Source organism: Massilia aquatica (assembly GCF_011682045.1).
GTDB classification, from domain to species: domain Bacteria; phylum Pseudomonadota; class Gammaproteobacteria; order Burkholderiales; family Burkholderiaceae_D; genus Telluria_A; species Telluria_A aquatica.
The window spans coordinates 65,566-78,914 of record NZ_VVIW01000021.1 but is presented as its reverse complement, the minus strand read 5'-3'; the positions used below and the strand labels follow the sequence as shown (position 1 = coordinate 78,914).

Here is a 13,349-nt window from a genome sequence, read left to right as displayed (position 1 = left end):
GTGGACGACCTGCTGCTGCTGATCCACCGGATTCCCTACCCGCCCAACAAGGGCGACAAGATCCGTTCGTATCACCTGCTCAAGCACCTGGCGCGCCATTACAAGGTGCACCTGGCCACGTTCGTGGACGATGCCGACGACTGGCAGCACCTGCCGCGCGTGCAGGCCCTGTGCGCGTCGAGCCACTTCGCCCGTCTCGATCCGGCCATGGCGCGCGTGCGCAGCCTGGGCGCGCTGCTGGCCAACCGCTCGCTTTCGCTCGACTACTACCGCGACAAGGGCTTGCGCGAGTGGGTCGGCAAGACCATGGCGGCCCACCAGATCGACCGCGTGCTGGTGTTTTCGTCGGCCATGGCGCAGTATGCCGAGCCGTACCCGCAGGCGCGCCGCGTGGTCGACTTTTGCGATGTCGATTCGGACAAATGGCGCCAGTACGCCGTGCAGAAGTCCTGGCCCATGAGCATGCTGTACGCGCACGAAGCGCGCCAGTTGCTGCGCTACGAGCGCAAGGTGGCGCAAGAGAGTGCCGCCGCGCTGTTCGTCTCGGCGCCGGAAGCGGCGCTGTTTCGCGAGCTGGCGCCCGAAAGCGCCGAACGCATCGGTTTTTTCAATAATGGCGTCGACACCGACTACTTCAACCCGCAGCCTGCGCCGCTCGACTACCCGAATCCGTTCGTGGCCGGCCAGCAGGCGCTGGTGTTCTGCGGCGCCATGGATTACTGGCCGAATGTGGATGCGGTGAGCTGGTTCGCGCGCGAGATTTTCCCCTCGGTGCTGGCGCGCCATCCGGCGGCGCAATTCGTCATCGTCGGCGCGCGGCCGTCGGCCGAGGTGCTGCAACTGGCTGCGCTGCCCGGCGTGACCGTCACCGGCACCGTGCCCGACGTGCGCCCGTTCGTGGCGCACGCCGCGTTGTGCGTGGCGCCGCTGCGGATTGCGCGCGGCATCCAGAACAAGGTACTGGAGGCCATGTCGATGGCCAAGACGGTGGTGGTCTCGCCGCAGGCGCTGGAGGGCATCGCCGCCGAACCGGGACGCGACCTGCTGCTGGCGCACGATGCGCCGCAGTTCGCCGCCGCCATCGGCCAGGCTTTGAGCACGCCGCGCCCCGGAATGGGCGCGTCCGCGCGCCGCGTCGTCGAAACCCGCTACGGCTGGGCGAGCAACCTGGCGCCGGTGGTCTCGCTGCTGGAACAACTGTCTGTCGAAAGCGCATAGTGGATCAAGGTCTTGCCCTCAACCCGGTGCGTCCGGCCCGTTCGTATGTGCTGCAGTCGCTCCTGATCGGCGCCGTGCTGCTGTTTCCCTTGCTCGCCTACTTCAAGACGGCGGCGTCGATCGTCAATATCTGGGACAGCTCCGGCACCTTCGCGCACGGTTACGTGATCCTGCCGATCAGCCTGTGGCTGATCTGGGGCCGGCGCGACCTGCTGCGCAGCATGCAGGTAGCGCCGTGGTGGCCCGCGCTGCCGCTGCTGGCCGCGTGCGGGGCCGCCTGGCTGCTGGGCGAAATGGGCGAAGTGCAGATCGTGCGCCACTACGCGTTCGTGGCCATGCTGCCCCTGTCGGCGCTGGCCATCCTCGGCCTGCCGATCGCGCGCAGCCTGGCCTTTCCGCTGGCGTTCCTGTTGTTCGCGGTGCCGTTCGGCGACGTGTTCATCGAACCGCTGATCGGCATGACCGCCAACTTCACGGTCGACGCGCTGATCGCCACCGGCATTCCGGTTTTCCGCGAGGGGAACAACTTCAGTATCCCGAGCGGCAACTGGTCGGTGGTGGAAGCGTGCAGCGGCGTGCGCTACCTGATTTCGTCGGTGACCCTGGGCTGCCTGTACGCCTACCTGACCTATCGCAGCACCTGGCGCCGTGCCCTGTTCATCTTGGCCTCGATCATCGTGCCGATTTTCGCCAACGGCGCGCGCGCCTACCTGATCGTGATGATCGGCCACCTGAGCGGCATGACCCTGGCGGTCGGCGTCGACCATCTGATCTACGGCTGGATCTTTTTCGGCATCGTGATGTTCCTGCTGTTCTGGATCGGCGCCATCTGGCGCGAAGATACTGCCCCTGCCGTCGAAGTGGAGGCGTCGCCGGTCCTGCCGGACGCGCCGCCGGCGCCGATCGGCAAACTGCTGCCGGCCGCGCTGGCGATCATCGCCTGCGTTGGCGTCTGGCCCGCTTACCAGTATTACCTGGAGAAGACCGAAGCGGCGCCCGCGCCGGTGGTCTTGACCGATGTGGCCACCGTGGCGCCGCGCGGCCCGGCGTTCGTCGACTGGACCCCGGCCTTCCCGAAAGCGAACGCCGAACTGCAGCAGTTCCATGCGCAGGATGGCGTCGGCGTCGGCGTCAAGCTGCTGTACTACCGCAAGCCGCCCGAAGGCACCAAGCTCATTACCACCACCAACCGCCTGTCGCCGGTGGCGGCCCCGGTGTGGCGCACCGTGACCACAGTGGTGCGCGACGAAGCGATCGGCACGCGCAGCCTGCGGGTGCGCGAGAGCACCATGTCCGGCCCGGACGGCAAGATGCTGGTGTGGCACTGGTACTGGATCGACGGCAGCACCACCAGCAACGACTACGTCGGCAAGCTGCTGCAGATCCGCCAGAAGCTGCTGCACGCCAGCGACGACGGCGCCGCCGTGATGGTGTTCGCCATGTATGACGAGAATCCGGAGCCGGCGCGGGTGGCGATGCGCGCCTTCCTCAAGGGCGACCTGGCCGCGATCGAGGCCGCGCTGGCCGCCAACACGAGGCATAGATGACTGATATTCCCCTGGTCGTCCACCTGATCTACCGCCTCGACTTCGGCGGGCTGGAGTCTTTGCTGGTCGAGCGCATCAACCGCATGCCGGCCACCCACTACCGCCACGCGGTGGTGTGCCTGACCGGCTACACCGCCTTCGCCGACAAGATCACCAAGCCCGGGGTGGAGCTGTTCGCGCTGCACAAGCAGCCCGGTTTGTCGCTCGGCACCCACGCGGCGCTGTTCAAACTGCTGCGCCGCCTGCGCCCGACCATCCTGCATACCTATAACCTGTCGGCGGTCGAATACGCCCCGGCGGCGATGCTGGCCGGGGTCCCGGTGCGCATCAACGGCCTGCATGGGCGCGACGCGGGCGACCCGCAAGGGCGCAACCGCAAGCACAACATGCTGCGCCGCCTGATGGTGCCGTTCTACGACTGCTGCTACGCCAATTCGGCCGACATGCTGGCCTGGACCCGCCAGGTCATCGGCGTGGCCGGAAACAAGAGCCGGCTGCTCTCGAACGGCATCGACGCCGACAAATTCACGCCGCAGGGCAGCGCGGTCCGTCATTTCGGGCTCGATACCATCGTCATCGGCACTGTCGGGCGCATCCAGGACGTGAAGGACCACGCGACCCTGCTGCGCGCCTTCGTGCTGCTGCACGCGCGCCTGCCGCAGGTGCGCCTGGCGGTCGTCGGCGGCGGGCCGCTGCTGGCGGCCTTGCAGGCGCAGGCCGAACAGGCCGGCGTGGCCGATCTGGTCTGGCTGCCGGGCGCGCGTCTTGATGTGGCCGACATCCTGCGCGGCTTCGATATCTTTGCGCTGTCCTCGATTGCCGAGGGCACGCCCGGTTCCGCGCTGGAAGCGATGGCGAGCGGCCTGCCGGTGGTCGGCACGCGCGTGGGCGGCGTGCCCGAAGTGGTGGCCGAGGGTGTGACCGGCCTCTTGGCGCCGCCGTCCGACGCGCCGGCCATGGCCGCCGCGCTGGAAGCTTACGCGCTCGATGCCGCATTAAGGCTGGAACACGGCACGGCCGGGCGCGCGCGCATCGAGCGCCACTACAACATGGCGGCCATGGTGGCCGCTTACGAATCCTTGTACGACGCCTTGTGCGAACATAAAAAACAATTCAGGAAGAGTGCGAAATCATGTGTGGAATAGTCGGTATTTTTGATACGCGCGGTGCGCGCGAGATCGACCCGGCGCTGGTCAAGCGCATGAACGAAACCCAGCACCATCGCGGTCCGGACGAGGGCGACGTGTACACCGAGCCCGGGGTCGGCTTCGGCCACCGGCGCCTGTCGGTGATCGACATCCTGAGCGGCCAGCAGCCGATGTTCAACGCCGAAGGCAATGTCGGCGTGGTCTTCAACGGGGAAATCTACAATTACCCGGAGCTGACCGAGGAACTGCAAAAGCTCGGCTACGTGTTCCGCACCAGGAGCGACACCGAAACCATCGTGCACGCCTGGTCGGCCTGGGGCGAGGAGTGCGTGCAGCGCTTTCGCGGCATGTTCGCCATCGCCGTGTGGGACCGGGTCAAGCAGACCATGTTCATGGCGCGCGACCGTCTCGGCGTCAAACCGTTCTACTACGCCGTGCTGCCGGACGGGATGTTCATCTTCGGTTCGGAACTGAAGTCCCTGCGCGCCCATCCGGGCCTGCCGCGCGCGATCGACCCGCGCGCGGTCGAAGACTACTTCGCCTACGGCTACGTGCCGGAGCCGAAAACCATCTACAGTGGGGCGCTGAAGCTCTCGCCGGGCTTTTGCCTGACCGTGAAGATCGGCCAGCCGATCCCGCAGCCGCGCCAGTTCTGGGACGTACCGTTCAAGCTGCACGGCGCCATGAGCCAGGCCGACGCCGAGGGTGAACTGGTGGTGCGCCTGCGCGAAGCGGTCAAGATCCGCCTCAAGGCCGAAGTGCCGCTCGGCGCCTTCCTCTCGGGCGGCGTCGATTCGAGCGCCATCGTCGCCATGATGGCCGGCCTGATGAAGGACCCGGTCAACACCTGCTCGATCGCCTTCAACGACAAGGCCTTTGACGAATCCGAATACGCCGAACAGGTGGCGCGCCAGTACAAGACCGACCACCACACCGAAACCGTGGACACCGACGACTACGCGCTGTTGGATACCCTGGCCGACCTGTACGACGAGCCGTATGCCGACAGTTCGGCCATTCCGACCTATCGCGTATGCCAGCTGGCGAGAAAACGCGTGACGGTGGCGCTGTCGGGCGACGGCGGCGACGAGAACCTGGCCGGCTACCGCCGCTACCGCTACGCCATGGCCGAAGACAGCGTGCGTTCGCGCCTGCCGACCGGCCTGCGCAAGCTGGTCTTCGGGCCGCTCGGAAAATACTATCCCAAGGCCGACTGGGCGCCGCGCATGTTCCGCGCCAAGACCACCTTCGAAGCGCTCTCGCGCGACCTGGTCGAGGGTTACTTCCATGGCGTCTCGATCATGTCCGACGCCATGCGCGCGCAATTGTTCACGCCCGCCTTCCGTACCCGGTTGCAGGGCTACCGCGCGATCGACGTGATGAAAGGCCATGCGGCCAAGTCGCCGACCGACGATCCGCTCTCGATGATCCAGTACCTCGACATGAAAACCTACCTGCCGGGCGACATCCTCACCAAGGTCGACCGCGCCAGCATGGCGCACGCGCTCGAAGTGCGGGTGCCGCTGCTGGACCACAAGCTGGTGGAATGGATTTCGGGCCTGCCGCCCGAGATGAAACTGCGCGGCAGCGAAGGCAAGTACATCTTCAAGAAAAGCCTGGAGCAGTATCTGCCCCACGATATTCTGTACCGCAAGAAGATGGGCTTCGCGGTGCCGCTGGCCGGCTGGTTCCGCGGCCCGCTGCGCCAGCGCGTGCGCGATTCGCTCTTGGGCGACACGCTCAAGGAAACTGGCATCTTCAACATCGATTACCTGACCGAGATGGTCGAACAGCACGAGTCGGGCCGGCGCGACTACAGCGCCCCGATCTGGACGCTCCTGATGTTCGAAGCCTTCCTGCGTAAAGAGCTGCTGGGAGCGGGGGCATGACGGGGGAGGGCGCACCATTGCGCATCCTGCACGTGCTCGATCATTCGATTCCGCTGCACAGCGGCTACACCTTCCGCACGCGCGCCATCATCAACGAACAGCGCATCCTGGGCTGGCAGACCTTCCACGTCACCAGCCCGAAGCAGGGCATGACCCAGGCCGCCTTCGAGCATGTCGACGGCCTCGATTTCTACCGCACCGCCGCCGCTGGAGGTCCGCTCTCGCGCCTGCCGGTGTTCAACCAGATTGCCGTCATCGACGTGCTGGAAGACCGCCTGCTCAATGTCGCCCGCGATATCAAGCCCGACGTGCTGCACGCGCATTCGCCGGCGCTCAATGCCGTGGCCGCGCTGCGCGTGGGGCGCCGCCTGGGCATTCCGGTGGTGTACGAAATCCGCGCCTTCTGGGAAGACGCCGCCGTCGACCATGGCACCAGCCGCGAATGGGGCCTGCGCTACCGCATGACGCGCGCGCTGGAAACCTATGCGCTCAAACGGGTGGACGCCGCCACCACCATCTGCGAAGGCTTGCGCGCCGAGATCGTCGGACGCGGCATCCCGGCCGGGAAAATCACCGTGATCCCGAACGCGGTCGATGTGGCCGATTTTCAGGTCGACGGCGCCCGCGACGAGTCGCTGGCCTCGCGCCTGCACCTGATCGGGAAATCGGTGCTCGGCTTCATCGGCTCGTTCTACGCCTACGAAGGGCTGGACGTGCTGCTGCGCGCGCTGCCGTCGATGCTGGCGGCGAACCCCGACATCCGCGTGCTGCTGGTCGGCGGCGGCCCGCAGGATGCGGCGCTCAAGGCGCTGGCGCAGGAGTTGAACGTGGCGGAGCAGGTGATCTTTACCGGCCGCGTGCCGCACGATCAGGTGCAGCGCTACTACAACCTGGTCGACGTGCTGGTCTACCCGCGCCTGAAAATGCGCCTGACCGATCTGGTCACGCCACTTAAACCGCTCGAAGCGATGGCCCAGGGCCGCCTGCTGGCCGCCTCCGACGTGGGCGGCCACCGCGAACTGATCGACGACGGCCGCACCGGCGTGCTGTTCGCCGCCGGCGACCCGGCCGCGCTGGCGCACAAGGTGCTCGACCTGCTCGGCGCGCCGGAACGCTGGCCGGCGCTGCGCGCCAACGGCCGCGCCTTCGTGGAACGCGAGCGCACCTGGGCCGCGAGCGTGGCGCGCTATCAAAAGGTGTACGGCTCGCTCAAGCGCCCCGGCGACCAATGAAAATCCTGACCTTCACGACGCTGTTCCCGAACCAGGTCAAGCCGAACCACGCCATCTTTGTCGAAACGCGCCTGCGCCACCTGGTCGCCAGCGGCCAGGTGGAGGCGCGCGTGGTCGCACCCGTGCCGTGGTTTCCCTTCACGGGCAAGCGTTTCGGCCAGTACGGCGACTTTGCGCGCGTCCCCGCCGTTGAGGAGCGCTTCGGCCTGCCGGTGCTGCACCCGCGCTATCCGGTCATTCCGAAGATCGGCATGAATCTGGCGCCGGCGCTGCTGGCCAACGCCGCCAGGGCCACGGTGGGGCGCATGCTCGACGAGGGATTCGACTTCGACCTGATCGACGCCCACTATTTTTATCCCGACGGCGTGGCGGCGGTCAAGCTGGGCAAGCATTTCAACAAACCGGTGGTGATCACCGCGCGCGGGTCCGACATCAGCCTGATTCCCAACTTTGCCAAGCCGCGCAAGATGATCCAGTGGGCCGCCGCCAACGCCGCCGCCGTCATCACCGTGTGCGACGCGCTCAAGACTGAGCTGGTGCAACTGGGCGCCGACCCGGCCACCATCACACCGCTGCGCAACGGCGTCGACCTGCAGCGCTTCCACCAGGGCGACCGCGCTGGCCTGCGCCGCGAACTCGGACTGGGTGGCTTTACCCTGCTGTCGGTCGGCCATCTGGTGGAATTGAAGGGCCATGACCTGGCCATCGGCGCACTGGCGCACCTGCCTGGCGTGACCCTCTTGATCGCCGGCAGCGGCGTGGAACTGGCACGCTTGCAGGCGCTGGCGCGCGAACTGAAGGTCGAAGAGCGCGTGCGCTTCCTGGGCGCCGTGCCGCAGCCCGAGCTGCCGCGCTACTACGGCGCCGCCGACGCGCTGGTGCTGGCGTCGAGCCGCGAAGGGTGGGCCAACGTGCTGCTCGAATCGATGGCCTGCGGTACGCCTGTGGTGGCTTCCCGCGTATGGGGCACGCCGGAAGTGGTGGCGGCGCCGGCCGCCGGGGTGCTGATGATTGAACGCAGCCGCCAGGGCGTGCTTGATGCCGTCAACGCGCTGCGCGCCGATTATCCGGCGCACGACGATACGCGCCGCTACGCCGAGCAGTTCAGCTGGGACAGCACCACCGCCGGCCAGCTCAAACTCTTTAACGCGATCGTGGGGAAACAGCCATGCCGCTGAGAAGTTCACCGTTAACTGCGACACCGCTGGTATCGGTGATCATCCCCTGCTACAACGCGCAGCGCTACATCGGCGCGACCATCGCCTCGGTGCTGGCGCAAAAAGACATCACGCTGGAGATCATCGTCGTCGACGACGGCTCGCGCGACGAGTCGGTGGCGCTGGTGCGCAAGGGTTTTCCGGCGGTGCGCATCGTCGAGCAGGCCAACGCCGGCGTGGCGGCGGCGCGCAATACCGGCATTGCCGCCGCGCGCGGCGAGTGGATCGCGTTCATCGACGCCGACGACATCTGGCTGCCCGGTAAGCTGGCGGCCCAGCTGGCGCAGATGGCGGCGCTGCCCGAGTGCCGCATGTGCTACACCGCGTGGAAGGTGTGGCCGAGCGACGTGCCGCAGCCGGCGCAGGACTACCTGGCGCGCCTGCAGGACGAGGCGGGCGACAGTGCGCTTTGGCGTGGCGCCTCCGGCTGGATCTATCCGCAGCTGCTGCTCGATTGCGTGGTGTGGACCTCGACGGTGCTGATGAAGCGCACCTTGCTGGCCGAATTGAATGGCTTCGACACCTCCCTGCGCCTGGGCGAAGACTACGACCTGTGGCTGCGCGCCTCGCGCATCACGCCGATTGTGCGCGTGGCGCGCCCGTACGCGCTGTACCGCATGCACCCGGCCAGCATCACCCGCGCCACGCCGGCCGAAAACTACCGTGCGCGCGTGATCGGCCAGGCGCTCGGGCGCTGGGGCCTGGAGTCGCCGGACGGGCGCACCGGCAATGCCGGCGCGGTACGGCGCATGCTGGCCAAGAGCTGGAGCGACTTCGCCGGCGCGCACCTGGAAGCGCGCAACCTGGGCCAGGCGCGCCGCGCCGCCTTTGCCGCGCTGCGCACCGACCCCGCCCACGTACCGGGCTGGAAAGTTCTGGTCAAGACGGGCCTGAAAGCGCTGTCGCCATCAAAGGAAAAAGCATGACACTCAATATCGGACTGGTGGCGCGCTGCCTGAACACCGAACATATTCGCGGCATGGGCAAGTACGTGTACGAGCTGCTCAGCCACTCGAAGGAGCATCCCGAGATGCACTGGCGCCTGTTCGGCGACGACGACCGCCACGGCATGGTCACGCCGCCCGGCGCCAACCTGGAAACCGACGTGTTCACCTTTCGCGGCGACCGCTTTCGCGCCTGGGAACAGCTTGGCCTGCCGCTGCGCCTGCGCAAACTCGATATCGACCTGCTGCACGCCACCGAAGGCGCCCTGTCGCTGTGGCAACCCAAGCCCACGGTGGTAACGGTGCACGACACGCTGGCGTGGGAAGAACGGGCCGACACGCTCGGCGCGCGCCTGTACTGGGACCACACGATTCCGGCGGCCTTGAAAAAATGCGCGCACGTGATCACCATCAGCGAATGCTCGCGCACCGACATCCTGGCGCGCTGGCCGTGGCTGGAACCGAAGCTGACGGTGATTCCGCACGGGATCGATGAAGCCTACTTCACCAATGAGCAGAGTGCGATGCACGCGGAACTGGCGCAGAGCATCGGCGCGTCGCCGTATGCCGTCTACCTGGGCGGGCCGATGAAGCGCAAGCGAGCCGAGTGGGCGATGGAAGTGGTCGCCGCCAGCGCCCAGAAGGACCTGAAGCTGGTCATCTGCGGCTTCGGCGCCGCCGCCCGCCGCACGGCCCTGGCCGAACTGCCGCCGCATTTGCAGGGCCGCGTGCTGTTTGCCGAATTCTTGTCCGACGCCGAACTGCGCGCCCTGTATCGCGGCGCCCAGGCGGTGCTGTATCCGACCCTGTACGAAGGCTTCGGCTTTCCCGCGCTGGAAGCGCAGGCGGCCGGGGTGCCGGTCATTTTCAGCGCCCTGGGCAGCTTGAAAGAGCTGATTGGCCCGCTGGCGATGGTGGTGCCGCCGCACGACCTGGAGGCCTGGGTCGCGGCGCTGGACCGCGCCGGCAGCCTGGGCGAGCAGCGCGCGCCGATGGTGGCCGCCGCTGCAAAATGGGTGCGCAAGTTCGCCTGGTCCGAGAGTTTCGCCAGCCACCTGGCGGTGTACCGCAAAGTGCGTGCCGACCGATGAAGAAAGTGCTGGTCATCGCTTATCTGTATCCGCCGATTTTCAATTCGGGGACGCGCCGCAGTCTCGAATTCGTCAACCATTTGCCCGACCATGGCTGGACCCCGACCGTGCTCACGGTCGACAGTCCCGACCCCCAGCACTGCGACGCCTCGCTGCTGGACGAAGTGCGGCCCGGCACCCGCATCGAGCGCGCGCCCCTGTGGACGCGCCATATGGCGCCGAAAATCGCGGCAAAATTCGCCAGCCTGGTCGACCCGCAGCGCCTGGCCGGCGCCATGGAGTGGCGCGTGCGCCGCTTGTGGAACGTGCCCGACGAATGCGCCAGCTGGATTCCGCTGGCGGTCGAACACGCGGTGCGCCTGCATGCGCAGGAACCGTTCGACGCCATCTACGCCACCGGCTGGCCGTGGTCCTCGTTCCTGATCGCCGAAAAGGTCAGCCGCCGCACCGGCGTGCCGTTCGTGGTCGATTACCGCGACCTGTGGAAGCCGGCCGAGGTGGAGTGGGACAAGACCAGCTGGCTGCAGCGGCGCCTGAACCCCGGCCTGGAGCGGCGCGTGCTGCGCGCAGCTTCCGGCGTGATCGCCACCACCGAATCGTTTCTCGGCCTGCTGCCGCAGGAACTGCTGCCGAAGAACCGTTTTTTCATCACCAACGGTTTTAACGAAGCCGACTTTCCAGCCGCCGCGCCGGCGCCGGCCAGCGGGCACGTGCGCATCGTCTACACCGGCGTATGGCGCCCCGGCTACGGCCCGGACGACCTGTACGCGGCGGTGCGCCTGCTCAAGCAGCGCGGCACGCCGAATCTGGCGCGCCTGCAGATCGTGGTGGCCGGCTACGCCCCCGGCCCCGCGTGTGAATACGGCATCGACGACATCGTCGAAGAACGCGGACGCGTGCAGCATGCCGATGCAACCGCGCTGATGTCGGGCGCCAGCGTCCTGTACCTGCCGGTCTCGAAAGGCGTCTACGAGCACGCCAGCATGCCGGGCAAGCTGTTCGAATACCTGGGCAGCGCTCGTCCGATCCTGGCGTCGGCGCAGGCGGTCAGCGAAGTGGCCAAGACGCTCACGCAAGTGGGCGGTGCGCGGCGCGCCGATCCGGGCGACGTGGAGGGACTGGCCGATATCCTGGCCACCCTGTGCCAGAGCGGCCCGGGCGCGATCTTTTCAGAGCGCATTCCGAGCGAACTGGCGAGGTACACGCGCGCCAGCCTGACCGGCAAACTGGCGCTGGCCCTCGACGCCATCGTCCAGCACCCGCGGAGCGCCGCATGAGTACCGTGCGCCGCGCGATGGTGTTCTCGTTCCTGGAGAGTTACCTCGGCATCGCCCTGAACCTGGTCTCGTTCGTGCTGCTGGCGCGCCTGCTTACGCCCAAGCAGGTCGGCCTGTTTTCGGTGGCGCTGGCGATCATCAGCGTCACCCAGGTCATTCGCGATTTCGGGCTGGTCAATTTTTTGATCCAGAAAAAAGAACTCACCGGCGAATACATCGCCAGCGCCTGGGGCCTGGCCCTGATCCTCGGCGCCGGCCTGTTCTTGCTGATCCAGCTGTGCGCCCCGCTGATCGGCGCGTTTTATCATGAAGAGAGCCTGACCACCATCGCCCGCATCGTCGCGCTCAACTTCCTGATCCTGCCCTTCAATTCGGTGTGCCTGGCGCTGCTGCGCAGGGAGCTCAATTTCCAGTCGGTGATGCGGATTAACCTGTCCGCCGCCGTGCTCTCGACCATCGCCACCCTGCTCATGGCGTGGCAGGGCGCGGGCGCGTATGCGCTGGCGTTCGGCGCGGTGCTCAATAACGCCATCATCGCGGCCGGCATCTGGCATGTGGGCGCGGCCGCTCGCCTGCTGCGTCCCGCCCTGACCAAGTGGCGCGAGATCATGAAGTTCGGCGGTCCGCTCACCGTGGCCAATGTGATCACTTCGATCACGATGGACATCAACGATCTGGCGGTCGGCAAGATCATGGGCTTTTCGGCGGTGGCCATCGCCAGCCGCGCCCAGGGCTTGATGAACCTGTTCCACCGCGACTTCATGGGCGCGGTGCGCAATGTGGCTTATCCGGCGTTTTCGAAAGCGGTGCGCAACGACGACAACCTGGAAGAAAAGTACGTCGTCAGCGTCACCAACGTCACCGCCATCGCCTGGACCTTTTACGGTTTCGCGGCGCTGTTCCCGCTCGAAGTGCTGCGCCTGATGTTCGGGCCGCAGTGGGACCAGTCGGCGCCGCTGGTGCCGTTCTTTTGCCTGGCCGGCGCCGCCAGCGCCATGATCAACCTGACCCCGACCGTGCTGCTGGCCGCCGGCCACTCGCAACTGGTGGCCACGGCCGAACTGGTGATCCAGCCGGTCAAGGCGATCGCCCTGTGCCTGGTGGTCTTCTATTACCGCAACCTGGAGTACTTCGCGATCGGTTTCATGGTCATGGCGCTGGTCAGCGTGCCGTACTGGTATGCGCTCAAAGAGCGCCGCCTGCCGACCGATTTCGGGGCCCTGCTGCGCAACGTGTGCATGAACCTGATGCTCGCCCTACTGAGCCTGGCGCCGGCGATCGCGCTGGTGATCTGGCTGCGTCCGGCCGGCCAGGCGCTCGGCCACGCCGCCTTCTTTAGCGCCGCCGGCGCCACTTGCGTGGCCTGGCCATTACTGCTATGGGCGTTCCGGCATCCCTTGTACCGCGAGTTCATGGCCATCGTGCAGGCGCGCGGCAAGACGGCCACGGCCTGACCGGACTTTATCGGCACGCGCCCGGCGTTGATAATCCGGCACGCGCCGCGCGGATTGTCAAAGCGTTATTACCGTTGCGTTTTTCTACTACTTAGTTATTGAACAGCGTAGTCAAATCCGGCCATCCCGGGTATTGACGGAATGGACCGGCGGATAATCACGCGGCGCGATAATGCGCCCGCTGCCAGCCGGGCCTCCCGCCCGTGCGCACGCCCGGGCAAGCCGCTGGAACCACCCTCCCTGCATGACAACCCTGTTAATTAAGGCCGAGCCCGGTTAATATAGCGGCACAGCGCCTGATAATGCCAAACCGGCTATCCAATTATACCGGC

General features: G+C 66.7%; 10 protein-coding genes. All 10 read left to right on the top strand.

Annotation, left to right across the window (positions count from 1 at the left end; translation table 11 throughout):
- Genes F1609_RS26125 through F1609_RS26080 form a run of 10 tightly spaced genes read left to right on the top strand, consistent with a single transcriptional unit; the run spans window position 1 to window position 13,017 of the window.
- On the top strand, window positions 1–1,218 hold the full coding sequence (locus F1609_RS26125; RefSeq protein WP_167079573.1) for a TIGR03087 family PEP-CTERM/XrtA system glycosyltransferase: 1,218 nt from the start codon (window positions 1–3) through the stop codon (window positions 1,216–1,218).
- On the top strand, window positions 1,218–2,765 hold the full coding sequence (gene xrtA, locus F1609_RS26120) for an exosortase A (protein ID WP_167079572.1): 1,548 nt from the start codon (window positions 1,218–1,220) through the stop codon (window positions 2,763–2,765). The genes F1609_RS26125 and xrtA overlap by 1 nt, the downstream gene beginning before the upstream one ends.
- Window positions 2,762–3,910: a TIGR03088 family PEP-CTERM/XrtA system glycosyltransferase gene (locus tag F1609_RS26115; RefSeq protein ID WP_167079571.1), complete on the top strand. Its 1,149-nt coding sequence runs from the start codon at window positions 2,762–2,764 to the stop codon at window positions 3,908–3,910. The genes xrtA and F1609_RS26115 overlap by 4 nt, the downstream gene beginning before the upstream one ends.
- The gene (locus F1609_RS26110) at window positions 3,898–5,802 is read left to right on the top strand and encodes an XrtA/PEP-CTERM system amidotransferase (RefSeq protein WP_167079570.1); all 1,905 of its coding nucleotides are present in this window, start codon (window positions 3,898–3,900) and stop codon (window positions 5,800–5,802) included. Before F1609_RS26115 ends, F1609_RS26110 begins: the two co-directional genes overlap by 13 nt.
- Before the next feature lie 17 nt (window positions 5,803–5,819).
- On the top strand, window positions 5,820–7,034 hold the full coding sequence (locus tag F1609_RS26105) for a TIGR04063 family PEP-CTERM/XrtA system glycosyltransferase (protein WP_167079599.1): 1,215 nt from the start codon (window positions 5,820–5,822) through the stop codon (window positions 7,032–7,034).
- On the top strand, window positions 7,031–8,212 hold the full coding sequence (locus tag F1609_RS26100) for a glycosyltransferase family 4 protein (protein WP_167079569.1): 1,182 nt from the start codon (window positions 7,031–7,033) through the stop codon (window positions 8,210–8,212). The genes F1609_RS26105 and F1609_RS26100 overlap by 4 nt, the downstream gene beginning before the upstream one ends.
- 35 nt (window positions 8,213–8,247) lie before the next feature.
- Window positions 8,248–9,177 (top strand): glycosyltransferase, encoded by a 930-nt coding sequence (locus F1609_RS26095; RefSeq protein WP_167079568.1) that lies wholly within the window; start codon window positions 8,248–8,250, stop codon window positions 9,175–9,177.
- Complete coding sequence (locus F1609_RS26090) at window positions 9,174–10,286, top strand: glycosyltransferase family 4 protein (protein WP_167079567.1); 1,113 nt, start codon at window positions 9,174–9,176, stop codon at window positions 10,284–10,286. Before F1609_RS26095 ends, F1609_RS26090 begins: the two co-directional genes overlap by 4 nt.
- Window positions 10,283–11,563 carry a glycosyltransferase gene (locus tag F1609_RS26085; RefSeq protein ID WP_167079566.1) on the top strand — a complete coding sequence of 427 codons (1,281 nt, stop codon included), beginning with the start codon at window positions 10,283–10,285 and terminating at the stop codon, window positions 11,561–11,563. The genes F1609_RS26090 and F1609_RS26085 overlap by 4 nt, the downstream gene beginning before the upstream one ends.
- On the top strand, window positions 11,560–13,017 hold the full coding sequence (locus F1609_RS26080) for a lipopolysaccharide biosynthesis protein (protein ID WP_167079565.1): 1,458 nt from the start codon (window positions 11,560–11,562) through the stop codon (window positions 13,015–13,017). Before F1609_RS26085 ends, F1609_RS26080 begins: the two co-directional genes overlap by 4 nt.
- Window positions 13,018–13,349 lie beyond the last annotated feature (332 nt).

Coding starts and splice junctions, on each gene's coding strand:
- F1609_RS26110 (WP_167079570.1), top strand. CDS start 3,898: ATGTGTGGAATAGTCGGTATTTTTGATACGCGCGGTGCGCGCGAGATC.
- F1609_RS26090 (WP_167079567.1), top strand. CDS start 9,174: ATGACACTCAATATCGGACTGGTGGCGCGCTGCCTGAACACCGAACAT.
- F1609_RS26115 (WP_167079571.1), top strand. CDS start 2,762: ATGACTGATATTCCCCTGGTCGTCCACCTGATCTACCGCCTCGACTTC.
- F1609_RS26080 (WP_167079565.1), top strand. CDS start 11,560: ATGAGTACCGTGCGCCGCGCGATGGTGTTCTCGTTCCTGGAGAGTTAC.
- F1609_RS26100 (WP_167079569.1), top strand. CDS start 7,031: ATGAAAATCCTGACCTTCACGACGCTGTTCCCGAACCAGGTCAAGCCG.
- F1609_RS26085 (WP_167079566.1), top strand. CDS start 10,283: ATGAAGAAAGTGCTGGTCATCGCTTATCTGTATCCGCCGATTTTCAAT.